The 26,307-nt window shown below is 47.9% G+C and carries 20 protein-coding genes; 13 read left to right on the top strand and 7 right to left on the bottom strand.

What is annotated here, in order from left to right:
• Positions 1-68: 68 nt before the first annotated feature.
• Entirely contained in the window at positions 69-1,739 is a 1,671-nt protein-coding gene (locus tag IPJ67_00880) for a lamin tail domain-containing protein (protein ID QQR77691.1), read from the top strand.
• A 364-nt stretch (positions 1,740-2,103) separates the two neighbouring features.
• Here IPJ67_00880 and IPJ67_00875 read toward each other — a convergent pair whose 3' ends face one another.
• Positions 2,104-2,409 carry an RNHCP domain-containing protein gene (locus tag IPJ67_00875; GenBank protein ID QQR77690.1) on the bottom strand — a complete coding sequence of 102 codons (306 nt, stop codon included), beginning with the start codon at positions 2,407-2,409 and terminating at the stop codon, positions 2,104-2,106.
• Positions 2,410-2,555: 146 nt separating this feature from the next.
• Between IPJ67_00875 and IPJ67_00870 the strand changes: the two genes are divergently transcribed.
• Together IPJ67_00870 and IPJ67_00865 are read left to right on the top strand one after the other, a co-directional pair.
• Complete coding sequence (locus IPJ67_00870) at positions 2,556-3,665, top strand: efflux RND transporter periplasmic adaptor subunit (protein QQR77689.1); 1,110 nt, start codon at positions 2,556-2,558, stop codon at positions 3,663-3,665.
• A 74-nt stretch (positions 3,666-3,739) separates the two neighbouring features.
• Entirely contained in the window at positions 3,740-7,165 is a 3,426-nt protein-coding gene (locus IPJ67_00865) for an efflux RND transporter permease subunit (GenBank protein ID QQR77688.1), read from the top strand.
• A 60-nt stretch (positions 7,166-7,225) separates the two neighbouring features.
• Here IPJ67_00865 and IPJ67_00860 read toward each other — a convergent pair whose 3' ends face one another.
• The 6 genes from IPJ67_00860 to IPJ67_00835 form a co-directional block, all read right to left on the bottom strand.
• The gene (locus tag IPJ67_00860; GenBank protein QQR77687.1) at positions 7,226-8,530 is read right to left on the bottom strand and encodes a trypsin-like peptidase domain-containing protein; all 1,305 of its coding nucleotides are present in this window, start codon (positions 8,528-8,530) and stop codon (positions 7,226-7,228) included.
• A gap of 49 nt (positions 8,531-8,579) precedes the next feature.
• A complete protein-coding gene (locus IPJ67_00855; GenBank protein QQR77686.1) occupies positions 8,580-9,665 on the bottom strand; it encodes a peptidylprolyl isomerase in 1,086 nt (361 codons plus the stop codon).
• 88 nt (positions 9,666-9,753) lie between these two features.
• The gene (locus IPJ67_00850; protein QQR77685.1) at positions 9,754-10,152 is read right to left on the bottom strand and encodes a hypothetical protein; all 399 of its coding nucleotides are present in this window, start codon (positions 10,150-10,152) and stop codon (positions 9,754-9,756) included.
• A gap of 408 nt (positions 10,153-10,560) precedes the next feature.
• Positions 10,561-12,645 (bottom strand): type IV secretion system DNA-binding domain-containing protein, encoded by a 2,085-nt coding sequence (locus tag IPJ67_00845; GenBank protein QQR77684.1) that lies wholly within the window; start codon positions 12,643-12,645, stop codon positions 10,561-10,563.
• Between the two features lie 49 nt (positions 12,646-12,694).
• Positions 12,695-13,960, bottom strand: coding sequence for a hypothetical protein (locus IPJ67_00840; protein ID QQR77683.1), 1,266 nt, complete (start codon positions 13,958-13,960; stop codon positions 12,695-12,697).
• A gap of 171 nt (positions 13,961-14,131) precedes the next feature.
• Positions 14,132-15,286, bottom strand: a complete 1,155-nt coding sequence (locus IPJ67_00835) for a hypothetical protein (protein ID QQR77682.1) — start codon at positions 15,284-15,286, stop codon at positions 14,132-14,134.
• A 207-nt stretch (positions 15,287-15,493) separates the two neighbouring features.
• Between IPJ67_00835 and IPJ67_00830 the strand changes: the two genes are divergently transcribed.
• The 10 genes from IPJ67_00830 (at position 15,494) to IPJ67_00785 (ending at position 26,306) form a co-directional block, all read left to right on the top strand.
• Positions 15,494-16,786, top strand: coding sequence for a nucleotide sugar dehydrogenase (locus IPJ67_00830; GenBank protein ID QQR77681.1), 1,293 nt, complete (start codon positions 15,494-15,496; stop codon positions 16,784-16,786).
• 26 nt (positions 16,787-16,812) lie between these two features.
• Positions 16,813-17,043 (top strand): hypothetical protein, encoded by a 231-nt coding sequence (locus IPJ67_00825; GenBank protein QQR77680.1) that lies wholly within the window; start codon positions 16,813-16,815, stop codon positions 17,041-17,043.
• A gap of 1 nt (position 17,044) precedes the next feature.
• Positions 17,045-17,995, top strand: coding sequence for a glycosyltransferase (locus IPJ67_00820; protein ID QQR77679.1), 951 nt, complete (start codon positions 17,045-17,047; stop codon positions 17,993-17,995).
• An 82-nt stretch (positions 17,996-18,077) separates the two neighbouring features.
• Positions 18,078-19,187 carry a glycosyltransferase family 4 protein gene (locus IPJ67_00815; GenBank protein QQR77678.1) on the top strand — a complete coding sequence of 370 codons (1,110 nt, stop codon included), beginning with the start codon at positions 18,078-18,080 and terminating at the stop codon, positions 19,185-19,187.
• Entirely contained in the window at positions 19,184-21,193 is a 2,010-nt protein-coding gene (locus IPJ67_00810; GenBank protein QQR77677.1) for a hypothetical protein, read from the top strand. The genes IPJ67_00815 and IPJ67_00810 overlap by 4 nt, the downstream gene beginning before the upstream one ends.
• A 1-nt stretch (position 21,194) precedes the next feature.
• On the top strand, positions 21,195-21,569 hold the full coding sequence (locus IPJ67_00805) for a hypothetical protein (protein QQR77676.1): 375 nt from the start codon (positions 21,195-21,197) through the stop codon (positions 21,567-21,569).
• A 3-nt stretch (positions 21,570-21,572) separates the two neighbouring features.
• The gene (locus tag IPJ67_00800; GenBank protein QQR77675.1) at positions 21,573-22,700 is read left to right on the top strand and encodes a glycosyltransferase family 4 protein; all 1,128 of its coding nucleotides are present in this window, start codon (positions 21,573-21,575) and stop codon (positions 22,698-22,700) included.
• Positions 22,701-22,761: 61 nt separating this feature from the next.
• Positions 22,762-23,769, top strand: a complete 1,008-nt coding sequence (locus IPJ67_00795) for a hypothetical protein (GenBank protein QQR77674.1) — start codon at positions 22,762-22,764, stop codon at positions 23,767-23,769.
• Positions 23,770-23,777: 8 nt separating this feature from the next.
• Complete coding sequence (locus IPJ67_00790; GenBank protein ID QQR77673.1) at positions 23,778-24,755, top strand: hypothetical protein; 978 nt, start codon at positions 23,778-23,780, stop codon at positions 24,753-24,755.
• Positions 24,756-24,797: 42 nt separating this feature from the next.
• A complete protein-coding gene (locus IPJ67_00785; GenBank protein ID QQR77672.1) occupies positions 24,798-26,306 on the top strand; it encodes an RtcB family protein in 1,509 nt (502 codons plus the stop codon).
• Position 26,307 lies beyond the last annotated feature (1 nt).

The following is a 26,307-nucleotide window of genomic DNA, read 5'->3' as shown; positions in this document are numbered from 1 at the left end:
ACTATGTCCAGAAAATTCGAAATACTGAAGATACACTCACTGCTTTCCTGAAACGACTCTTCTAACCTATGACTGCTCGCACAGCATTCTCCGCCTATATAAAACAGAGCGCCCTTCTCGCGATATCGCTCGGAAGCGCTTTTTTTGTTCTCACTGAAATCGCCGAAGCACAAGAAAACTCTTGGAATGTCTTTATACGAACCGTCCAGACTTCAGGCGACACCACTTCCGAAGACTTCATAGAAATACGAAACGATGAAGACTGTGCGCTCGACCTCTCCGGCTGGAAACTCCGAAAACGAATCGGGAGTGGCAGTGAGTCATCCGTCAAAGTATTCGGCGACACATCGAACACGTTGCCACCTGGTGCGACACTCCTCTGGGCAAATTCCGCAAACAGTTTTGCGAGTACCCTGCACGCAACAGAATCAAGCACGGCAACGCTCACAGACAACAACTCTCTCGCCCTCCTCGATACAGATGACGCAATCGTCGATTCCCTCTCATGGGGCATCGTGAACAAACCATTCCGAAGCGACGAACCGAATGTTCGAAATCCCGAAGCTCACGAGATGATTGTCCGAATATCTAAAACAAATGCGCCAAGCATTGAAAAAGCTTTTCTGCCAACCAGGCAAACCTCCTCCCACACATCTGTCGATTTTTGTGGCGCATCCAAAGACCATGTGGGTGATGCGCATATTGTCCTCTCCGAGATTCTCGCCAATCCAAAAGGAGACGAATCAAAAAACGAATTCATCGAACTCGAAAACCGAAGCAGTAAAACCGTCGATCTCTCCAAGTGGACGCTTCGCGACGCCTCCAAAACCGGGAAATACACTTTCCCCACCAAAAGTGCCATCGAGCCAAACGCTTTCCTTACCATCTTCCGCCCCGACTTCATCTTTGCGCTCAACAATAGCCATGAAACCGTCACGCTCGAAGATGCAACCGGCACCAAATCCGACAGCATTTCTTGGGACACAACTCACGAAAACATCTCACTCGCCCGAGACGGTAGTGCCTGGCGCAATACCAAATTCCTCACCCCCGGCGAAGCAAACCGATTTGGCAACGACCCCTCCGCCAAAACATCCGTTCCGAAGGAAGGCTTCGCAAAAATCTCTCTGGAATTCACCGCAAAGATTCGCGATAAAGACCGCGACAAAACCAAAGTCGTATGGGATTTCGGTGACGGACACAAGAGCTACAAGAAAGACACAATGCATACTTTTGCCAAGACCGGACGATACACCGTGAAGCTCACCTACACCGACGGCATCGCCGACAAAACGAAAACATTCCACGTCAAAATTGAGAAATATGTCGCGCCAAAAGTCCGCATTGTTTCTCTCATGCCAAACCCCCAAGGCGCCGATACCAACCGAGAGTCGATTCTCGTCCAAAACAAATCAAAGAAAAATGTCAACCTGAAGAAGTGGAGCATTTCCACCAAATCCAAACGCACCACAAAGAATTTCACAAACCACGTTATACACGAAGACTTTCTTCTCAAACCCGGCGAGTCGAAAACACTCACCCATCAAGAATCTGCCTTCACCCTTGGCAATACGAGGCAATATATAGAACTGCGCGACCCGCAAGGAAAGACCCTGCAACACATCCACTACAAACTCGACAAAAGCGCCCCCGACAATGCCGAATTTTTCAAAATTCCCAACCACCCCTGGCAGTGGCGCCTCCCCATACCACTTGACGCCACAGAAAATGTACAGTAGAAAGGTAGTATTAAATCTTTAACAACCTAGGCTTCTACACGTCTTTGTGTTCTCTTTAAGTGCTGTCCAGAGATTACAAAGGCAACAGAAGAACCCCAGACAAACCCTATCTGGGGTGAAGTTCCCTGCAAGGAACAACCCATCCTTGCAGTTCTCCGGGCGGCGCGGGAATACATGCAAAGTAGCGACGAGCGAAATGCGTCCGTGTCCGCCCGACCAATTCCGGAATCCTGACAATGTTCAGGATTTCAAACCAATCTTTCACGCAGCCAATGCCTTCTCCCAAGCGTGAAGATCTTCTCCCGATGTGATTCCCATGGCATTCCCAATCGCTGCCACTCCCACAAATCACATCGGGAGCTTTTTATTTCTCCCCGTGAACAATTTTGGCAAGTACACTCATATCATCGTCCGCTGCGAGGCGGTTCTTTTTTTCGTATCCACAAGAGAGACAGTGGTGCTGTACCTGCCACTCGCCATGCTCGAGGAATGCTGAAACGGGTTCCATAAGCTCGCCACATCTCGACAGCCTATCACCGGGATGGATGTCGACATGCCGACTCCACAGGCAATGCGGGCAGTGATTGGTATAGCCATCCCCCGATACAGCAGCAGCGCAATGCCCGCACGAGAAATCCTCAACGCGTTTTTGAAAAAATTTCGAAGACATATTCCACTGCTATACCAAAAAAATCTCTTTTCGTCAAACATATCCGCCCTCATAAAAAGGCGCCCCATCTTGACAAAGTAGATTATTTCGAGGATAATGGGCAGATTGTTCAAAGAATATTTATTTGTTTTTAAGCCGAAACTCCTATGCCGTTTCCAATGCCACAATCGCGACGATCAACTCTCTGGATCTTTACAATACTCCTCATTATCATCGGCAGTGTCTGGGTCTTTCTCTCACAAAAGAATACTTCAAAAAGCCAAGAAGAAACCTTGAAAACCGATGAAATAACTCCTCTTCAGGTCACCGCCAAAAAAGCGCGCGATCTCAAAAGCACCACTACCGAAGACCATCTTCCCGGTGTCATTGTCCCCGAAAATGAAACCACTCTCCTTGCTACTACTTCCGGTACTATTTCCTCTGCCCCATTCGAGGTTGGTAGCACTGTCGCACTCGGATCGATGCTCTTCCGCATCGACACGCCCTTTGGGTCTGCCGTTTCAAAAGACGGCTTACTATCAGAGACTATCCGACAGGCAGAAATTGCCGTGTCCCTTGCCAATAAAGCCTACAAGGATGCCGCTCGCCTCACTGAAAAGGACAGCACAAAGAGCACTGCCAATACACTCGCACGAAACCTCGCAAAGCTTCGTCTCGAAAGCGCAACCATAGCACTCGACAACGCTCGCAACAGTGCCCTTGTCCGAGCAACACTCTCCGGCATCATTTCAGAGAAAAATGTTGCTGTTGGGAGCACAGTCTCACCTGGCACCACACTTGCAACCATCGCTTCCGGCACGGCGCCCAAGATACGATTCCAGGTGTCTACCGACACACGACACGCACTTGCGCTTAGCGACACGATTACAGTGACCTCGGGAAATGTTTCATCCGAAGCACGTATCATTTCTCTCGGCGCCATCGCTGATTCCAGTACTGGGAAATTCCCCATCGAAGCGAAACTCTCAGACAAAAGTCTCCGTGCAGGATCCATAGCAACAGTGACCCTCAAAACAGAGCGTGCTTTGACCAACGTTTCCACATTTTCCCTTCCGCTTTCCGCCATCACGACCGGACAAGATGGATCGTTTTTCTTTATCGAAGAAGAGGGCAAAGCAAAAAAAGTTATCGCCACTTCTGTGACCGTCTCTGGTGAAACAGGCATTGTCTCGGCAGACATCTCGGACGACACAAACATCATCATTGAAAGCGGAAGAATTCTCGAAGAAGGGGTCTCCGTAAGTACCGAGGAATAGGAGCGTGTTGAAACAACCCAGACACGAGATATTTCGTACAGATTTCATTCTTCATCTTCATGACGGTCCACGCTATGTCCAAAAATACTTCACACGATACCTCTTCCGATTCGGAATACCTGAGAAAACTCGAGTTTGATCCGGCACTCCGAAAAAGCGCTTTCAATTTCTTCGTCACGCGCCCTCGGGTCATTCTCCTCCTCATTACCGCCATCACCATCTGGGGACTTTGGTCATTCTTCCAGCTTCCGCGCGAATCCAATCCGGAAATAAAAATTCCGGTCGGCATCGTCATTACGCCGTTCCCAGGCGCTTCGCCGTCGGATGTCGAAGAACTCGTCACCAAAAAGATAGAGACAAAGATTAGTGGGCTCTCCGGTATCAAAAAGATTACTTCGAATTCCGCAAATTCCCTCTCATTGGTCACGGTTGAATATGAAGCAAACGAACCGATTGACGATGCTATTCGCAATCTTCGCGATGCGGTCTCTGAAGTAAAGAGTGATCTCCCTGACGACGCCAATGACCCTTCCGTTAAGGAAGTCTCTTTTGATGATCAGCCAATACTCACTATCGCCCTCTCCGGTCCAATCGACGGGCTCGCTCTTCGATCACTCGCCGACACCGCAAGTGATGAACTCAAGAAAATCCCCGGCGTCCGAGAAGTAAAAGTCTCCGGCGGTGATGAACGCGAATTCTCCGTCGCCTACGATCCGGCAAAACTCTCCGCACTTGGCATCTCCCCCGACGAAGCCAATCGCGCTATCGCTCTTACCAATCGCGCCGTTCCCGCCGGTACTTTCGACGGGTCGCGATTCTCCTACCCCGTGCGAACCGATGCGCGATTCTTCAACGCAGACACCCTCGGAAATATTCCCATTCGATTTTCAGCAAATGGCGGTGCAGTACTCCTCAAGGATATCGCTACCGTAGAAGAACGTGCCATAAAACGAACCGTTCTCTCGCGACTCTCTATCAGTGGATCAATCCCGGCAAGCGCGGTCACATTGGATATCACAAAACGAACCGGCGGATCTATCATTGAAACTGTCGATGAAGCAGAGAAGACCATGAGTCAATTATCTGCGAGTTTCCCCGGAGGCGTAGAATGGACGACGACCGTCGACCTCGCCAAAGAAATTCGCAAAAACTTTGACGAACTGACTCGCGACTTTTTCCTCACGGTCGGGCTCGTTGTTGGCACGCTTATTCTCATCGTTGGACTGAAAGAAGCGCTCATTGCCGGACTCACTATTCCACTTGTTTTCTTTATCACTTTCGGCACGATGCTTCTCTCTGGTATATCCCTCAACTTTCTCTCGCTCTTCTCCCTTCTCTTGTCCATGGGACTCCTGGTCGATGACGCCATCGTCGTCGTATCGGCAACCAAACAATACCTCCGAACCGGAAAATTCACCCCAGAAGAAGCCGTACTCCTGGTGCTTCGCGATTTCAAAGTCGTCCTCACGACCACGACGCTCACAACGATGTGGGCATTCTTGCCGCTCCTCCTTGCAACCGGTCTTATTGGACAATTCATCAAGTCTATTCCGGTCACCGTTTCTGTCACACTGACAGCATCTCTCGGTATCGCTCTCATGATCAATCACCCACTTGCCGCCGCACTTGAGCGCATTCGATTTACCAAAAATTGGTTTATCATTGCAACGATTTTTCTCCTTGGACTCGGCACATACGGTCTTTCCTTCAGAAACTTCTGGGGATTTGCCATTGCAGGAGTGTCATTCATTATCGCGATACGACTCCTACTCTGGTATTTCCTCCGCAAAGGAAAGATTCTTCTTGCAAATAATTCCGCACTCGTCGACGCGGAATGGGCTGACGAAAACCTCATAAAAACTCGTCTCAAAGAAGCAGGAAATCGCGAAAACGGCACCCTCAAGGACCGATTCATCCATGGCATCATCCATTTCGATCGCATTATTCCGCCCTATGAGAGATTGCTTCGAAGCGTCCTTTCGAGCACTCGGCGCAAATGGACTGTCCTCATCGGAACCGGTGCCATCTTCATAAGCGCCGTCTTATTGCCCGTACTTGGCATCGTGCCCGTCGAATTCTTCCCCGCATCTGATGAAGATCTCATCTTTGTCAATGTCGAAGCTCCCACAGGACTCAAACTCGATGAGACGAACACTATCGTGCAACAGGTTGAACACAAGCTTCTTGCCTATCCCGAAATTGTGAATTTCTCTACTGTCGTCGGAAATGCCGGCGTTTCCCAAGATGGCACCGGAAGCACGAGTGGAAATTCCTCACACCTCGCCGGTATCGTCATCAAACTCTCCGACAAGCATGACCGGAGTCGCACATCTTCTGCGATTGCCGACGCATTGCGCACTGACGTCTCTGACATCAAAGATGCCGATATCCGCATCGCAAGCCAGCAGGGTGGTCCTCCATCAGGAGCCGCCTTCGAAGCACGAATATCGGGTGACGATTTGAAAACCATCGACGAAATCGCACGCGACCTCAAGGGCATTCTCGCGACTATCCCAGGCACGACTAATATTAATAGCTCACTCAAGAATGCTCCTGCCGACTATACCTTTACACTCAATCATGACCGTCTCGCCTACTACGGACTCGACGCAACCAGTGTTGGGAGCACGCTTCGCATGGCAATTTCCGGCATCGAAGTCACTACTGTCCTGCGCGACAACAAAGAAATCAGCGTCAATGCCCGATTCGCCGAACGCTCAATACCTTCACTCGATGATGTGCGAAATATCGAATTTCGAAATGCCTCCGGCAATATGATTCGCCTCAGTGATCTCGCTACCATCGAACTCAAACCCTCCGTCGATTCCATCACTCGCATCGATCAGAAGCGGACAGCTCTCCTCTCTGCCGGCGTCAATACCGATGTCCGCCCCGCTGAAATCCTCACTGCCTTTCAGAAAAAAGTGAAGGAGAGCTATCATCTCCCTGATGGCTATTCCCTCTCCTATGGCGGTGAAAACGAACAGAATCAAGAGTCGGTCGCTTCTATCCTGCGCGCGCTCGTCATTGCCATCGCACTTATCGTTGCCACCCTTATCATTCAATTCAACTCTGTAAAGCAAGCTGCTATCGTCCTTACAACACTCCCACTTGCTATGATTGGTGTCTTTGTTGGCATGGCGATATTCCACGTCCCCCTCTCCTTCCCGGGGCTCATCGGCATTCTCGCGCTCTTTGGCATCGTCGTAAAAAACGCCATCATACTCATAGACAAGATGAATCTCAATTGGGCAAGCGGTCTCGAACATACCGAAGCGATTATCGATGCCGGGAAGTCTCGAATCGAAGCGATATTCATCACTTCATTCGCCACCATATTAGGACTCATTCCTATCACCCTCTCTGATGCCCTATGGCGAGCACTCGGTACTGCCATCATCTTCGGGCTTGCCGTTTCATCTTTCTTCACCCTCCTCATCGTCCCCGTTCTCTCGTCGATGTTGGTCAAGAAGAATCCCATCAAATCAGCATCACGCTAAATTCAAAAAGAAGTCTCTCTAGAAGACTTCTTTTTGTTTCTTATGACGAAGTGACTACCATCACTTTCGTTCCTCGAGCGTCACATCAACATCTCTCGTATCGCCCTTGTGCCATACTTTGAGCGTCACCGTATCGCCCGCATGCTTCGAAGCAATCACGTCAGCAAGTTGAGCATCGGTATCAATTTTTGTTCCATCAATCTCGAGAACAATATCATTTTCGACGATATCCGCCTTGTCCGCCGGAGAACCAGGCACGACGGCGAGATCGGTAATGTTCTGCCCGCGAACTATAAGCGCTCCATATGCAAACGGAAGATTATTCGCCTTCTGAATTTCCGGCGTAATCGCAACCGAGCGGACACCAAGAAAGGGCGCCGAGATTTTCCCCGTATTTCGTACCTCGTCAAGCGCATGCTTGATGCTATTGACCGGTATTGCGAAGCCAATATTCTGCGCCCCCTGTGCCATGGCAACATTGATGCCAATCACATTTCCCGAAAGGTCCAAGAGTGGTCCGCCCGAATTCCCCGGATTGATAGCAGCATCCGTCTGAATAATGCCTGAGAGACGCTCGGAAGCGCCCATTCCCGATCCCGCAACAAGACTCCGCTGCAGTCCGGATATAATGCCACGACTCACCGTATTGGAAAATTCCCCGAGCGAATTTCCGATAGCCACCGCTGTTTGTCCAACGCGCAGATTCTCCGAATCACCCAAATCAAGTGCTGGGAAACCATCTCCGTCGATTTTCAGGATAGCGATATCTTGCACCGGATCACGAGCGAGCACACGAGCCACGTGTTCTTTTTTGTCGCTCGTTATCACTGTGTAATCCGCCTGCAAATCCTCGACAACATGTTTATTGGTCACAATAGTACCGTCGGAAGACACAAAGAATCCCGACCCTTCACCAATAGTTTGCTTTTCGGTTTCTCCTTGATTCGAATTTGCATCACCGCCAAATGGACGCCCAAAGAAAAATGATGGGAAGCTTGGATCATCAAAAAAACTGCGATATTTTGGAACGTCTTTTGAGATGACAACACTTACCACACCTGAAGTACTCTTCTCGACCAGAGAAACGAGAAGCGACTCTTCCGACGACACTGATGGCGGCAGTGTTGCTGACATATCCTTACTGCCGATATTCCCCGCATTCTTTGTCATTTCCAGAAAAGCTGGCGACATGGGGAGTTTCAAATCATGTGCCACGCGTGGCCCAACCCACCACCCAAGAATACCGCCGAATACGCCGAGGAAAAAACTCATTAACAAGAGCGAGGCGCCGCCATGGCGACAAACCTTTCGACGAGAAATATCCGATCGTTCCGTCGTTGGAACGACACTATCTGTTGTTTCCATACGAAGAAGTAAAAAGAATTATGAATTGTAAAGAAGATTTCGAGGGACATTAGAAGACAAGCGAGGGATCTCCTTCAGATTGTTGAAGCGCCGTCTTCTCAAAAGCACGCAACGCTTCGTCACGAAATATGACACTCCCACTTTCCGCATCCCAGAGATAGCGACGAGGAAGAATAAAAATTACTGCCTCACGCTTCTTCTCAGCAAGCCAGTCCGGAAATGATGGCTTTCGCGTAAATATTTGCCGCATTCGAACCAGCTCTTTTCCGGATTCTGTTTTCCGATCCAAGACGACCACAATATGGAATCCAAGCGTACTCTCAAGTATCGACCCAACCGCATTAATAGACTGTGTTCGCGCCGCATCCTGCAGTTCCGGAACCAATGCCTCAATATCTGTCCAGCCGAGATCGCCGCCATCTTTCTTGGAGTCACCATCCGAAAACGTCTCTGCAACAGTTTCGAACGCCGTCCCATTACTAAGCTCTGAAGCCGCTTTCTCAATTGCCGACTTTGCCGCTGTCACGTCACGCTCTTTCATGAAAGACGCCTCAAGTGCTTCCCGATAAAGCGATGGAACAACAATCTTCTCTTTAAACTCCGAAAGGTTCCATCCATAGAAACGCGCGAGTTGATTCTCAAGATTTTCTTGACTGCCACCCTGCTCTTGTATCGCCTCTTTAACCTTTGCCATCGCTTCTCCATCGGAGAATCGAATGCCCTTTCCCTGTGCCAAGAAAAGAATGATGCGATCTTCCACAAGCTTGTTTAAAATATCCTTCTCTCGAAGAAGCAATCGTTTCTTTCCATCTGGCGTGTTGAAATCCACACGAAATCCCCGCTGTTCCAAATCATCCGACTGCGATTCGTAAAAACGGCGAAGAGACTCTCGATTCTTATCGAGTTCGCCATATGAGATGAAAGCACCATCGGCAATGGCAACCGGAAACGGAAGGACGCGACGCATAACCACGCCAACGGATGCATCCGGAGCAAATGCCACAAGCAAGGATAGCCCCAGCATAGCCAAAATACCCGTAAGGAGCAGTCCAAAAAGCACCGTCCGAACACGAACAACTCCGTGTTTCTTCGCATTTTCTTTAGCAATCTCAGATTGTGTATCGTATTGAGACATAACGAATATCAGAGAGAAGAAAACTAAAAACCATTCTCAGACAACTCAAATCCTGCTCAAGGCACTAGGAAAACATGCTTATTGTTTCTCAGAAAAACTCTCGCCACCATTTGAGGGGATTTGGTTCCGTATCAGTTGATACTCCAAGCACAAATGGCTCATCTTGAGATGAATCCTCCGAAGAATCCTTTGGCATGCCGGCACGTTCTCGAATGAAAACTACTTTTTCTCCCGATTTCTGATATTCAAGAACCCGCTTTGCTTCCCGCTCACGAAACGTGTCCGACTGGAGGTATTCTATACGATCACTCAATTTCCGATTCTCTTGATCAACTCGATTCGCTTCATCTTGGAGTGATTGAATTTCTTCCGCAATAGCCTTGTTTCGCTCAGATTCCTGATACGCACGATATCCCATCACTATACTCCCGACAACGCCAAACAAAACCACGGCACCAGACACAAAAGTAAGCGCGATTCTCTTCATACATCAGAGTCTCCACACAGGCGATTTATCGATACGTAAAGATAGGAGCAATCAGGAAGAATATCATCGATATGACCGCGAGAATCGACACAACGACCCAAGCGGCATAGATTCGTCGATAGCGTTTTTTGAATGATGTCATACGCGTTTCATCAAACAGTAAATACAAGAAATCAACGGCATCAGACAGTATAGCAAAAAATTCACAGAGAGAAAATTGCCAGAAGCCCTCAACGTACATGTCAATTCCTAGAGCCTATCTCAAAAATAGCTTTCGACGCTTTTTAGGAAATTTGAATGGAAAATCATGAAAAACGAGGAGGTATATCGAGATATTTCAACGAATTTTGAATGATTTCCCGTCAAAATTTACAGAAAGTAAAGCAAAGATTATTTTTGAGATAGGCTCTAGTCAATCTTCGAATCGACATCTGGCATTCGCTCGGACGAAAGAATCTTTCGCACTTCGCTCAGATCCACCGTTTCTTTCACCCGCTTGAAAGGTTTTGGGGCGATATGTTGCATTTGCCCCAAAGAAATCGGCGCGTCTTTTGGAGTATATGCCTTGGGAATGAAGGAATTCTGTTCACGTGGCAGTCTCGGCGACATACGATCGTCACGCCTTGCAAGATTCGGCTCAAAATTTCTCGGCATACCACTGCTCTGAACAGCATCTGAACGCGAATCCAATGACGGAAGAGCTGTGGAAGTATCCACCCGAGTCCGAGCAACAGTTTTCTGGAAATTCTTGAAATGCTCACGACAAAATGTCGGGCGCTTCCCATCGGGTTTGAAAGGAACGTCTATCTCAACACCGCACACGGCACACACAGACTTGTACAAGGGGCGATTGTTGAAAGACGGCGCGTCATTTCCCGATAACGCTTCTTGTCTCTGACTCGGACGAACATCCGAACGTGATGAAGAAAAAGACACATTCGATTCATACCGTGGAGTGGAAGAAACTGTGAGTTCATTGGGAGCGGAAAATTCTTTTCGTGGAGACGGTTGCTGCAAATGCGACGGAAACTCCCGAGAAACCGCTCTTTCAGAAGAGTACCGACTTTCTCGATGCTGCCCAAGCGAAGCCTCTCGATTCGAAGGTGAAGCAGAAGGCGCTGGAACTGAAACATTCATTTCCTGAGAAGTTCGTTTGGTGAGCGTCGTCTCAACACGCATTCGCATGCGTTCTTCGAAGCTCTGGCGCTCTTCTTCCGTGAGAATGCCCGTCCAACGACGAATCTTGTCTTCAACATCCTGTTTCTTTGCCGCATATCGCTCGCGAGAAATGCGGATTACTTTGTCAGCGTTGTCAGCGCTTTCTGGAAGATCAATGGGCGGAAGCGTTGTCGCACTGAAGGCATCGCCAGAGATGCCATCAATCATGAGCTTCAGATAGATGTGATATTTCTCCAGATTCACGATATCCGTCGCCAAGAAAATCGGTGAGAATTCCTTTTCGAGAAATTCAGCGTCCGTTGACCCGACACGAAAACTGATAATGGTTCCTGCATTGCCAAAAATGGCATCCCGCACGGGTTCCTCAATCTGCAAGATGTATTGATTGGCGAGGACGAGGTTAAGGCGGTATTTTCGCGCTTCGGAAAGAATATTCCCAAATGATTCCGTTGCAAAGTTCTGGAATTCGTCGACATAGAGATAGAAATCCCGCCGTTCGTCCTCGGGAATATCTACGCGTCCCATAGCAGCGAGCTGAATCTTCGTAATCATCATCGCGCCAATAAGCGCACTATTATCCTCACCGATACGTCCCTTCGAAAGATTCATGATGAGAATCTTTCGATTGTCCATAATATCGCGGACATCGAATGACGAAACCGTCTGCCCGACAATATTGCGGATAAGCGAGCTCGAGAGAAATTGCCCAACCTTGTTCTGAATTGGCGCAATTACTTCCTGCAACACTCGGTCATTCCACTTGGTATATTCATCCACCCAAAACGACTTCACCACCGGATCCGTCACTTTGTCGACCACGCGCTTGCGATATTCTTTGTCGACCAAGATGCGCATCACGCCAAGGAGCGTACTCCCCGGATATTCAAGGAGTGCGAGAATCGCATTTCGCAAAATATATTCGAGACGCGGTCCCCAAGAATCCGCCCAGATCTTCTTGAATACACCCACCAAACCAGAAGCAACCAAATGTCGGTATTCTGCCGACACATGTTCCATCACATTGAAGGCGACCGGGAAATCTTGATCCGACGGATTGAAATAAATCACATCATTGACGCGTGACGGCGGAATGGCGCGTATGAGTTTCTCTGCCGTATCGCCGTGTGGATCGATAAAGGCAACGCCATGTCCGTGCTGAATATCTTGAATGACAAGGTTTTCGAGCATATTCGTCTTCCCCATGCCTGTCTTTCCGATGACATACATGTGTCGTCGGCGATCATCGGCCTTGATGCCGAAGACGCGATCTTCGTTCCGAAAATTCGTTTTTGCAAAATAGGTGATATCAGACATAGGCAAGAAACTCAAAAGAAACAGAAATCCAACACAAAACCAACTCAAACTATTGAATCGGCAAATTCTGTGGTGCAGAACCTCGCTTCGCGGAGATGCGTGGCAGGGAAGGTGCAACAACGTTCATGTCAGGAATGTGGAAGAGCGTCGCAAGCTCCGCAGTACTGAGCGCGAGCATCGGAACCGGAGAGTCGGGATCGCGAAATTTGTAACGACGCAAAATTTTCCGCTGTCGATAGCGAAGGCGCATATCGGTCAGGAGATAGTTCGCATAGGTTTTCGACGCGTCATTCGGCTTGAAGCCATTGAGATTGAAGTCGTTGAACTGCTTGAGTCCTCCAAAAAATGTCGACACAAATGATTTGTCGAAGCCCTTTCTCTTGCCGATATAGATCATACGAAGACGAGACCCGAACACATTGCGCCCGATATTCGACTCGAGCGCCTTCACTACTTCTTTTTCGACCGGCGTCAATTGATATTCAAGAAAGTCTTTTTTATCCGGCTTTTCTGGTGTTGCTGGAGCGAATTCGACTGGCCCGAAGAACGCTTTGGGAACAGCCGTCGCTATTTCTCCAATACCCGCTGCCAGATTGCCAAGCGCCGAAGACGGCTTCACCTTGACCGCACGCCCAATAATTTCATCAAGGAGCGCCTTCCCGGTATTGTAATAATCCGGCTTGAGTGGCGTAATGATCATTTGAAACCAGAGCTTCTGACCCGGCGGCAATTTCCCAAAGCTCTCGAAAAGCCCTGCGAGCGGATCAATCATTTTCCCTGTCACTTCTTCCTCATAGTAGTGATACGTCTTGATCGGATAGGCATCAGGCTTGGTAAATTCAATATCAACTCCAAACAGATCCCAGTCTCGATTCGGCGCACCTTTTGGAATTTCATCGACATAGTCAGCTACCTCAACGATTTCGACATTGGGATATTGCGCGTAAAAATATGCCTCAATAAGATTCCTAAAAACCACCGGCGTCCGCACATAGAGATGCGTGCCCTCGACACCATCGCCCGTCATCTCAAGACTAATGAGTGGCGGGAGATACCCTTGTACATAAGTCTCGACTGTCGTTGGACCTTTATCAACCCCTGCAATACCATCGAAAATCGTCTCCATCACCTTGGGACTCCTCTCGATATCGCGTGGCGAAATAATCTCGAGAAGCACGTTCTTGGTATTTCCGATGTACTGATTCTGGATGTGATCCATCCAGAGAAATTTGAAAACAAAGTAGAGTGCTGGTGGGAGCACCAAAAACCACACTTCTCCCATAACGCTCCAGATAGACAAGAGCGCCTCCGACATGCCTCTAAAATTCTGCAATAAAATAGTGCCCATGGGATAGTTCGTTGAAAATCCCTCACGCATTCTGTTGATTAAGAGTCTGCCAAAGAAACACTCAAAAGGTATACTTCCGCACTGTCTTTTCAGGAACAATTGTTCTTCTTAGCAGACTCTAAAGAGCGTACTTCCCTCCTATTTCGCTCGCTTCTTCGACTCCTTCAAGCTATAGGTACCCTCTGGAGTACGAGCAAAAAAGGCATTGAGATTGATAACCACCGTAGATGCCTTCACATCGCGAACTTTGAGCACCTCAGACACAAGCTCATCACGCTTCACGGGCACGCCTCGCTCACGCAGTATTTCCTCAACAACTTCGCGGACAGTTCCTCGTCGGAATCCCCACTCCACGAGCGCATAGGTACCACGCCCTACCAACACAAATCGCTTATCTTTGATCAATTCATTGTGCACGGTCTGGGGATGCGTCACCTTCCCTGGCTTCTGCAATCCGGACTGGTCTATTTTCGCTGCTATCTCACGGAAGTGCAGTGGCTTTCCTTCGGCGCGAACAACGAGATAGGCACGCTCTCGTGTTCCTCGCGGACAAATATCACTCCATTCAGGAAGTCCCCACTGACCAAAAGGATTCTTGCGACAGTCTTCCGACACCGCGAGAAAATCCAATATCGTCTTCTGAGAAACCGCTTTGAGTGAAGGGTGTTTGGCGATTCGTTTCAAAAATTCTGCTTCGAGGAGTGATTCGCCGTTTTCGACAAGTAGTGTTTTTGCTGCCGTGTTTACTGCCTCCCATGAGGCATCAGCAAACGAAGCCACAGCAATAGAAGGTGTCATCGAATTGCTTTCGAGCATTCGAAAACGCTCCGACAAAACAGCCAAGAAAAACCGAGCGGCGCCCTGTTCTTTTGTGTCTGTTCCAGCAATCGCTTCAAAAAATACTTGCCTCTTCATGATACCACTTTTGCCCATGAGCGTCGACTCCATGCGCTTCGATACTTCCTCGAGTGATGCCGGGTAACGACGTGCGCGAACATTCCCGAGGAGTACCGAGATAATCTGACGAATTCGCTCACGCGTAATGCCATAGGTCTTCCCGATTTCTTCGAGCGTCATCGGTTCCTTCCCGCCTGCGCCGTAGCGCGCCGAGACAATAGCAACTGCCCGTGGCGATATCGAGTGCAAGAAACGGTGAAATGCCGTACCATAAAACCCTCGGGAGGAGGCATCCTTTCGAGATATCTTCCCTGTTTTCTCCATCTTCGCCGTCTTCTGAATCTGACGCGTTCTGTGCTTGAGTTTTCCCTCCGCTCTCGTGTCTGGGGCTGTCATAATGATGCGTTCTTCGGATAAAATTGAGTGAAATAATATTAACGCATAATACAATGTTTTGTCAAGACCACAAAGCGTTCTCCTCTCACGAAGGGTTAGAAGACCCCTGCTACGCCCGATTACACCTCTTTCATCCGCGCACCTCGACTTCTTTACTCTTTTTTCGTACAATAAGGGGCAGAAAGAATAATCTGATTATACTGCGCTATGAAAGAAGGTGAGAAAAAAAATACAACCGTTGGTATTGTCGGATTGGGATATGTGGGATTGCCACTTGCTGTACGTGCAAAAGAACGAGGATACGATGTTGTCGGATTTGATCTCGACGAAAAAAAGAACGCCCTCATCAGCCGAGGAAAAAGCCCTATCGAAGATCAGTACCTCGAAGAGAACCTTCCAAAATATCCTTTCTCCACTTCTTCCGATCCACATACACTCAAACGCGCGGATATCATCCTCGTCTGCGTCCCGACACCCGTCGATGAAATGTACGCGCCCGATCTGACACCCGTCATTGGTGCCATGGAGACTATCGCTGGGAATCTCAAGAAGGGCGCGCTCGTCGTACTCGAGTCAACCGTCAATCCCGGCGTTTCCGAAGAAGTTGTTGTTCCCCTTTTTGAAAAAGCGGGACACATCATCAACAAAGATGTCTTCATTGCTCACTGTCCCGAGCGCATCAATCCGGGAGACGAGGTATGGAATGTCACCAATATCCCTCGCGTCGTCGGTTCACTCGATGCCATCGGACTCAAACGCGCCCTTGATTTCTATCAGTCTATAATTGACGGTGAAATCCGCCCTATGAAGTCCATCCGCGAAGCCGAAGCGGTCAAGGTGGTTGAAAATTCCTTTCGAGATATAAATATCGCCTTCGTCAATGAGCTTGCCCGATCCTTCGACCGACTCGGTATTGATGTCACTGACGTTATCCGCGGTGCTGCAACCAAGCCATTCTCTTTCCTTGCACACTTCCCTTCCTGTGGCGTCGGCGGTCACTGCATTCCAGTCGATCCCTACTATTTGATAGAGCGCGCCAAGAAAGCCGGATTCGATCACAAATTCCTGCGTCTTGCCCGAGAAATCAACAATGACATGCCAGATTATACGGTCGAGCTCCTCCAAGATGCGCTCAACACGGTTAAGCTCCCTCTCAATGGCACCACTATTGGCGTTCTCGGCATCGCCTACAAAGCGAATATCGACGACGTGCGCGAATCACCATCCGTGCGCATCATCGAGCATCTCAAGAAACACCAAGCAAAAGTAGAAACTTTCGATCCGCATATTCTCGATCGCTCAAGCCTGAAGTCTCTCGACGCCATACTCAAGAAATCCACCGCGCTCATCCTCGCAACCGATCATGCGGAATTCAAAGAAGCAATTACCCCCACTCTTCTCAAGAAACACAAGATTAAAGTTTTCATCGATGGCAAGAACGCGTTTGATAAAAATTTGTTCCGAAAGTCCGGAATCGTCTACAAAGGTATCGGGCGATAGCACAGAACACACTGCTAATAACACGTATGTTTCATCTTCTTCGTCTCGCTATTTGGATAGTTGGCGCAATCGTCGTCGGGAGTTTCCTTTTGAATTTCTTCCACTACCAAATAGACTGGTTGTATATCCGAGAGAGCCAGAGTCGCTGCTTCGGCGTCGCACTCGAATGCCAGCAAGATATCGTAAAGAACGGAACCGAAAACGCCCGCTGCAAAGTCGCCTGTTTTGAATTTTCAAAACTCATAAAGAAAAAATGATATGAAACTTGTTATCAATATTCCCGCGTTCAACGAGGCGGAAAAGATCGGTGAAACGATACGGAGAATTCCCCGATCATTCGAGGGCATCGACAAGGTGGTCGTGCATGTTGTCGATGATGGATCAAACGACAATACCGGCTCAATCGCTCGAGAAGCAGGCGCCGACCGCGTGATCATACACTCACGCAACCGGGGACTCGGAAGAGCCTTTCGCACCTCGGTCGAGACAGCGCTCGAATCAGATACGGACATCATGGTAAACATCGACGCCGATGGACAGTTCGATCCCAACGATATTGGTACACTCATTGCGCCCATACTCTCAGGAGAGGCGGACATCGTAAGTGCCGACCGTTTCGGCGAACACGCCGCACAAAATATTCCCCTCGTCAAAGATCGCCTCAACCGTCTCGCTGCAAGCCTTATATCCAGATTTCTCAAAACACCAATACAAGATCTCACTTGCGGCTTCCGCGCCTACAGTCGTGAGTCGCTCTTGCGTCTCAATCTCCTCGAGAATTTCACCTACACACAAGAAGTTATCATCGACGCAATTGGCAAAGGACTCAAGATTATCTGGATTCCTGTTCCCGTCACCTATTTCGCTGGACGGAAATCCAAAATGACGAAGAGCATCGTAAACTATATCCGACAAAGCTCACGCATCATCGTAAAAGCCGTGCGAGACGTTCGCCCGATGAAGTTCTTCGGCATCCCCGGCTTCACCCTCATCGGCATCGCGTTTCTCCTGTTTTGCACCTTCTTTGTTTTCTATATTCAAGACTTCAAAATTTCCCCCTATCGAAACTACCTCTTTTTTTCCGCACTCTTCTTTATCATCGGACTCCAGTTCGTCGTTTTCGCTCTCCTTGCCGATATGGTCAAATCCAACCGTCGCCTCATCGAAGAACAGCTCTATCTCACAAAGAAAAAAACATACAAAAAATGAGTGGATCCCACTCTTCACCGAGAGCATTCTCTGTCATGAGTTTCTCTTTGAAATAATGTATCATTTGAAATTCCGTCCCGCTATGCCTCTTCGTATTCTCTTTATTTCTCGTGCGTATCCACCGATTGTTGGTGGCATCGAAAATCAAAATGCCGCGCTCTCTCTCTGGCTCAAAGAACACGCTGAGATTACCACGATAGCCAATCGATTCGGCAAGAAATTCCTGCCGATTTTCTTGCCCTATGCCCTCTGCCGAGCGCTTTTTCTGTCGCGAAAATATGACGCCGTGCTCCTTGGCGACGGCGTTCTCTCCGTAGTTGGCTGGGCGGTAAAGATTTGCTTTCCAAAAAAAGCCGTACTCTCCGTTATTCACGGACTCGACATCACCTATCCACTCTTTATCTATCAGGCACTCTGGGTTCGCATCTTCATCCCGAAGCTCGACCGACTCATCGCTGTCGGCAATGAAACCATCATGCTCGGCGTCCATCATGGAATAGCCAAGGAAAAATTCGAATTCGTCCCCAACGGTATCGACCCGCAAAAACACTACAACCCAAACTTCACCCGCAAGGACCTTGAAGGCATCATCGGTGATGTGCGCAAAGATGCAACGGTCATCCTTACATCAGGGAGACTCGCTCGTCGCAAAGGTGTCGCCTGGTTTATCCGAAATGTCTTCCCAACACTCCCAAGAGAAACCGTCTATATCGTCGCCGGAGACGGTGCCGACCGCGACAATATCCGAAATGCCATCGAAGAAACCAAAACATTCGAGCGCGTGAAACTCCTCGGGTATGTGAGCGACCGCGCACGAGACATCCTCATGAATACCTGTGATATATTCGTCCAACCGAATATCCACATACCAGGCGATGTCGAAGGCTTTGGCATCACCCCGATAGAAGCAGCATCCTGCGGCATTCCCGTCATTGTCTCGCGTCTCGAAGGACTCAAGGATGCCTTCACGGATCATCAAAACGGTATCCTCGCCGAACCGGAAGACGCCACAGATTGGAAGGAAAAAATCGAGCACTTCATCGTCAACAAAGAAGAACGAGAGATCTTTGGTGAACGAGCCAGACACTACACTGTCAAGCACTTCAATTGGAAAACGATTGCCACATGCTATGCCGGCATTATCAAAGACACGATTGTGCAAATAACCGGCGAACGCGAACTCCACCTATGAGCACATTCTCCAGTCAATTCGCCTTCCTCCTCACAATCACCGGACTCTTTTTCGTTCCCGGAACACTCATCATATCCGCATTTCTCCGAAAGCGACTCCCCACACTTTCCCTGTTTGAATACACACTTCTTTCATTCGCGATGAGTCTTTCTTTGCTCGACTTTGGCTTGCTCCTTCTCTCGCGCATACACATCCCGATAACCGCACTTTCAATTATCGGACTCGAAAGTATCTTCATACTTCTTCCACTTGCATTCCTCATTCCAAGATTCCGAAAAGGCAAAGCGAAAGAAAAAAATTCCCCAACAAAAAATCAATCAACTTCAGGAATAGCATTCTCACACAAAGAAGGCTGGCTCTTCATTGGACTTATTGTGCTTACAATTTTCATCAAATCTCTCTATCTCTGGGATACGATTCTCCCTACGTCGACCGACCTCGGACATCATATGTTTTGGGCAAAGAAAATAGCCCTTACTGGCGCTGTTCCTTCCTATGAAAAAGTTAACATCGACTTCGAGGGAACCGAAAGTGCCGGAGACACCCTCACCGATCCACAACCGATTGATGACTTTATTGTAGGCGAACATCTCCCCTTTGCAGCAACCGCGCTCGTCGCTCACATCGACTTTGTTTCGGCTTTCCCGTCACTCATACTTCTCCTCGTCAACATTCTCACCATCCTCGCACTTTCCCTTCTTAGCTACCGCCTCTTCGAGGATACACTCCCATCAAAACTCCTCGCCCGACGTGGCATGATCGCCGTCCTCCTCTCCGTGGGACCACTCTGGGCACTCTCTTCTCCTGAAGCAAAATATGTGAGCGGTGGCGTCGTCGGCAATCTCTTTGGAAATCTCCTCATTCCGATTATCATACTTTGCTTCTTCCGCGCGCTCCGAGAGAAGAACTCCATATTCCTCGGACTCGCCATACTCTTCATGGGCACACTTGCCTTCACTCATCACCTCTCGACATTCGTCTTTCTCTTTATTGCACTTTTCATCCTCGCAATATTCTTCCTCTCAACTTTCTTCTCGAAAAATTCCGATACAACACGATTCTCCGAACTCCGAGAGTGGCTCGCTCTTTTCCGCTCGCCCTTCCCGATACTCATTGCTTTGTCTCTTCTTGCATTTACGGCATTTGTCTACACGCCGACCTATCTCCACGCGAGTGCCATCGACACCGCTGTCGGCACGCCCTCAAAAGCAACGCGCGAAGGACTTTCTTTTGACCAACTCGCCCAAAGTGTCGGCGGATCCCGATTTGGACTCGAGATTATCGGCATCACGATTCTTCTCCTCTCTCCCAGGCGCAAGCAGCTCGGAAGCATCGTGATGATTGCCTGGAGCGCCGGTCTCATCGTCATGACTCTTTTCCCAAATCTCCTCTTCATCGACATCCCCTCCAATCGCATTGGCACCTACAATACCTTCCCGGCTGCACTCCTTACTGGATTCGCTTTCGTCTCACTCTTCATGCAAGGGCAAAGCAGCAAGAAAACACTCAAAGAAAAATCTCCCGACGAACATCGCTTCCTCCGCTATGCATTTGGGCTCTTCCTCGTCGCTGTTATTGTTGGCGGGTTCTTTGACAATGCCGGGACAATCTCGACAAAAAGCACTGTGCGTGAAGCCGTGCAAACCTATACCGTCTCCTCATGGCTTGCAAAAAATACCCGCTCGGACGAATGGGTACTCAAGGATCACAATTACATCATCGCCGACTCGTGGATGAAACTCTTCTTCATGAGAGACTACTCCTACCCCCTCTCTCGCGGACTCTTCCAACGCTACACTGACGAGACCAAAACGCGTGAACAATGTACCCTCCTCATGATCTCTGCCCCCAATACACCCAAAGGACAAGATTGTTTCAAGGGAACCGGCGTCGACACGGTTGTCGTCAATCCCCACGTCGACAGCCTCCAGTTCACCAAAGCCAAAGACATGTCCCTTCTCTATCTGTCGGACGATATTGCGGTGTATAAGCGAGCAGAAAAATAATATGAAAGAAAAAAATATACTCCTCATTACCGCACTCGCTCTTTCAATCGTTTTCATCATGCTTTCTTTTCGTGAAGCCTTTCTCTCCGACCCAACGAATTCCGACTGGTGGTCATTGTCATTTGCTTCACAGCAAGAAACCGATGCAAGTTTCACTGTTTCAAATTTCGGTCCGACACGCGTCTTCTTCTACGAGATACATGAGAGCGACACAGTCACTGAATCTGCGTCATTCACTCTCAGTGGCACGAGTGGACAAACCATACTCGCCAAGAATCCCGACAAACAACCAATCACCGTACGTGTCTGGACCGAAAGCGATGTAAATAAGGAGAGTAAAGAGCTCAGCAAAAAGAAAGAAATTTATAAAAGATAACGTATGTCGCTTCCCAAAAAGAAAACGCGCATTCTCCTGGCTACACGCCCCTTAGTGCCGCCGTGGGATGAAGCATCGAAAAACTTCGCCTATTTCCTTGCCAAAAGCATCCAAAATCCACACGTCGAATTTCACCTCCTCACTTCCGATGAAACACTCGAGGGATTGGGGGAAAATTGCATACAACACCCGATTTTTACGGACGGACATTTTGATTTCAAAGCGAAAGCGCGCCTCGCGCTGTTTCTTTTTACGCAAAGCCACCACTTCGACATCGTCCACTATCTATTCACGCCAACCCCATTCAATTCGTTTCTCCTTAAGAACTTCACATGGAAACGCCCGCGAACGATTCAAACAATTGCCACACTGCGCGAAGAGCGTTGGGGTGAGCGAGAATGGAGAGACATGTTCTTTGCCGACCGACTGGTCACCTACACAGATCTTTCAAAAACAAAACTCGAAAAGATAGGGTTCTCAAATGTGGAAAGAATATATCCGGGAATAGACCTTGAAAGATTTTCTCCGAGACCAAAAGACACAGAAACTCTCAAAAAACTCGACCTCTCTCCCGACGATTTCATCATCTCCTATGTCGGCGAATACGCCCGCCTCGGTGCGACCGATATGATTGTCGACATGATTGTTCGTCATTCCCGCGAAGGCGAGAATCTAAAATTCCTCTTCGCTCTTCGCATCAAGAATGAAGCCGACCGAAAGAAGAAGGAAGAGATTCAGGAAAAACTCGAGCGTGCTGGCGTCCTCGAATACGTCCGATTCAGCGACACGGTTTTCGATGTTGCCAAACTCTACAATGTTGCCGATATCATCACGTTCCCCGTCACCAATATGCACGGAAAATTCGACGTGCCGCTCGTTATCCTCGAAGCCTATGCCTGTGGGAAGCCGGTCATCCTCTCCGACCTTCCTCTTTTCCAAGAGTTCTCAAATCCGAGATTTTCTGCTACCATTCCTCGTGACAATGGCAATGCCCTCTGGAGCGCTATTCAGGCGTTGCAAGCCAATCCAGAGAAAAGAAAAGCCCTCAGCACGAGTGCGAGGGCGTTTGTGGAGAGGTACTTTGACCTCAAGGAAACAGCAGGGAAATATCAGAGACTATACAAATCCTGACAAATATCCTCCTCAATTGTTTGAAATGTCCGAAATATGACACTACCGTTAACAAAAAAGTATGAGCACGGGCATCAAAAAGCGCAGTCTAGGACAATTTTTTACAAAGAACAACTCCTGGATTAAAGCCCACATTTTGGAGTTTATTAAATCTACAGGAACAACTATTGCATTCGATCCATTCGCTGGAGCTGGAGACCTTTTGCGGATGGCCCAGCAAATTGGCTTTAGCAATACCAAGGGTTTTGATATAGATAAAGGTCTGGGGTGGGAAGTGAATGATAGTCTTCTCCACATCCCAAAGATAAAGAATTCGTTAATTATTACCAATCCACCGTATCTAACGAATTATAGCGCTAAGAGAAAAAAAATATATGAAAACGTACACAAATATTTTGATATTTGTAGTTACGACGATATCTATCAACTAGCTATTGAGAAATGCATGGGGAACGATTTTGGTATCATGATTGTGCCAGAAACATTTATCAACTCAAATGTCCCAAAGAACAGACTGGTAAGTATAACAATAATCGAAGATCCCTTGTTTGATGATACAGAGAATCCCATTTGTATCATCTGTTTTGACAATACTTACAAATCGCATGAGCACATCTCTGTCTATAAGAACGATGAATACATTGGTAGTCTTGGGTATTTCGAAAAATTTCGACGAACACCTCACAAGAATATTCCCATAAAATTTAACGCCCCAAAGGGTCGGATTGCACTAAGAGCTGTTGATACAACAAATCCACAAAAGCCAATCTCCTTTATGAAGCCTGAAGAAATAGACTACGATTTAGCCGACATAAAATATAGTTCAAGATTGATAACCGTCATTGAAGTCGGCGTGGAGAATAACGCTATCGTTGAAAAAATAATCGAGCACAGTAATATTGCACTTCTCGACTTTAGAAGAAAAACTCGCGATGTCCTTCTATCCCCGTTCAAAGGGAACAAAAAAAATGGGGAAAGAAGGAGACGTCTTGATTATCTCACAGCAAGAGCATTCTTAGAAGATGCTTATGAGATTGCCTGTCCAAATTTAAAATCAAGACTGTTTTAAATAAATATATGGGTTACATCGGCAATAGGGAGATTTTTGAATTTTCGCTCGTTCATCCAGAGCCAATCGTGGACGAATTCTATCTGAAAAATGGGAGTCTTATCATATCAGAAGATGCAAAGATCCCAACAGATGCGATGAGAAAAAATTTAGATCTAATCGAAAGTATCTCGACATATAGTTTTGCAAGAAAACACCAGGAAGACTTTATAGCTGAAAAAGCGCTCGAAAAAATATCGGCTATCATACAATGCAAAAGTATAAATTATTCCGAGTTTGTCTCTTTTTGGCCAGTTGCAGATGTTTCTTACAGCCTTTTCAAGAAGATGGACACAGAAGAACAGTATGACATTCTAAAAAGTATTATTGAAAAATACATAGAGTTAAGACACTCGCTTTATTCGTCATATGGCTACACTCCAGTCACATTACAAGCGAGTAAAGATGCAAAAGCTCACAAGGAAAGTGGGGGTCTTGGCATTCGTAAGGTATCAAGAATTCTAAGCACGGCTGGCTACAAAAAATCAGATGATGAAACACTCGAAGAGTTCACTTCTCAGGGTAGCAAAAAGTATATTGAAGCAGATAAAAAAGGGAAAAAACTTTTTAAAAGATTTCTCCAGCATCATGGAATAAGATTCCTATGGAGCAAAAAGAAAGATCAAAAGATGCCAGATTTCCTTATAAAAGACGGGGATGATATTTTCATAGTGGAGCACAAACATATGAAAGAAGGTGGTGGTGGTCAGGATAAACAAATAAACGAGATAATATCTCTCATTGGCTTCAGTGAAAACAATGTGAAAATTCATTATGTTTCATTTTTGGATGGAATGTATTTTAATTTATTTACTAACGAAAAACATTCAAAGAATGGAAAACTCTCGAATCAGTTAAGGAATATAAAGGCGAATCTCACTCGAAATAAGCAAAATTATTTCGTCAATACAGCTGGATTCAAAAAGCTGTTTAACATACAACAATAACGCAGACCATGGAATCCTTCTCAAATATCTTTCCATTATTTTATGTCTCTTCTCTACAAAATTAAGAAACACTCCCCCTACAAGCGCGAGATGAAGACGGGCAAGATGAAAGTGCCAGTGGTATTTCACGTACAGGAGAGCCTCATGCCGAGCGAATCAACACTTGAGCAACTCGAGAGTGTCGCGTCAAACGACGCGTGTTTCCATCACATCGCGGCGATGGCAGACGTGCATTCCAAACCAGGACGCAAGAATGCAACCGGCACCACTGTCGCCTCCGAAAAATATATCTTGCCGCAAGTGAACGACTCCGACCCCGCCTGTGGCATGCGGCTTGTTCGCACCAACCTCAACGAATCGAATTTCTCACCGAAAGACATCGACACCCTCTTCGAAGCACTCGTGTCAAAAGTGCCGACCAAAGCCTATCTCGGTACATTCCTCCCCTTCCATATCATCACCGACATCTGCCGGCAAGGCATCAAGCCACTCATCAAGCACCTCGGTATCAAGACAGTCCACGAAGCCGAAAACTCTCTCGACCGAGGCAATTTCTTCGACCGCGAGCTCTCCCGACAAGATATCTACCATATTATTCCGAAATTCTTCCTCTTCCTCGCGCAGTTTCGCTCCGGTGTCCTCGGCGCCGCCGGCAATCACTTCCTCGATCTTATGAAAGTGACTGGCATTGAAGACAGTGACAAGGCAGCGAAGCTCGGTATCAAAAATGGCGACTATCTCTTCATGGTGCATTGCGGTTCGGGCATCTTGGGACAATATACTATGTATATGTACACCGCGAAGAAACGCGAGCATCTCTCGACGGCAATTATGATGAATATCGGGCGATTTTTCTGGAACACGCCGCACCGGAAAGCGATAGATGAAATCGCTCGGAAAATTCGCGAGTCCGACTTCGGCAAGAAAGAACCTCTCATTACCTTTGATGGCGACGGCGAAGATGGCAAAACCTACCTGGCAGCACGCAATGCCTGCTCCAATTTCGCCCACGCCAATCGTGCGGTCATCACACACAATATTTCACAAACAATTAAGAGTGTTCTCAATCGCAATCCGGAATTCGACCTCCTCTACGACATGCCACATATCCTCGTCTCTCGCGAAGAGCACTTCGGTAAAAATATCTGGGTCCACCGAAATGGCACGAGTCGCGCCTATGGACCATCGCGCATGAGCGATCACCCGGTATTCCGCGAGACCGGTGAACCTGCTTTCATGCCGACATCTATGTCAACCGAGGCCTATCTCGGCGTCGGTACAGACGAAAATGAATCCAGTTTTTTTTCCGCTAATCACGGCGCCGGAAAATCCAAAGACAAAACCGACACAGTTGTACCAAAAAACAAAACCGAGCTCGACCAAAAGCTCGCGACCAAAGGTGTCCGACTCTACAATGGACGCTCATCAAAGGTTATCGAGCAAGACTCCGCACACTACAAGCAAGCCGACGATGTCGTCGCAAGTGTCCGCGAAAACGGCATCGCCATCCCCGTCGCCCGCCTCCAGCCTGTTGCCGTTATCATGTACTAAG

Source organism: Candidatus Moraniibacteriota bacterium (assembly GCA_016699385.1).
Classification (GTDB): Bacteria; Patescibacteriota; Minisyncoccia; order Moranbacterales; family UBA1568.
Note: the sequence above shows the minus strand (reverse complement) of the source record. Positions and strands in the feature narration are given on the sequence as shown.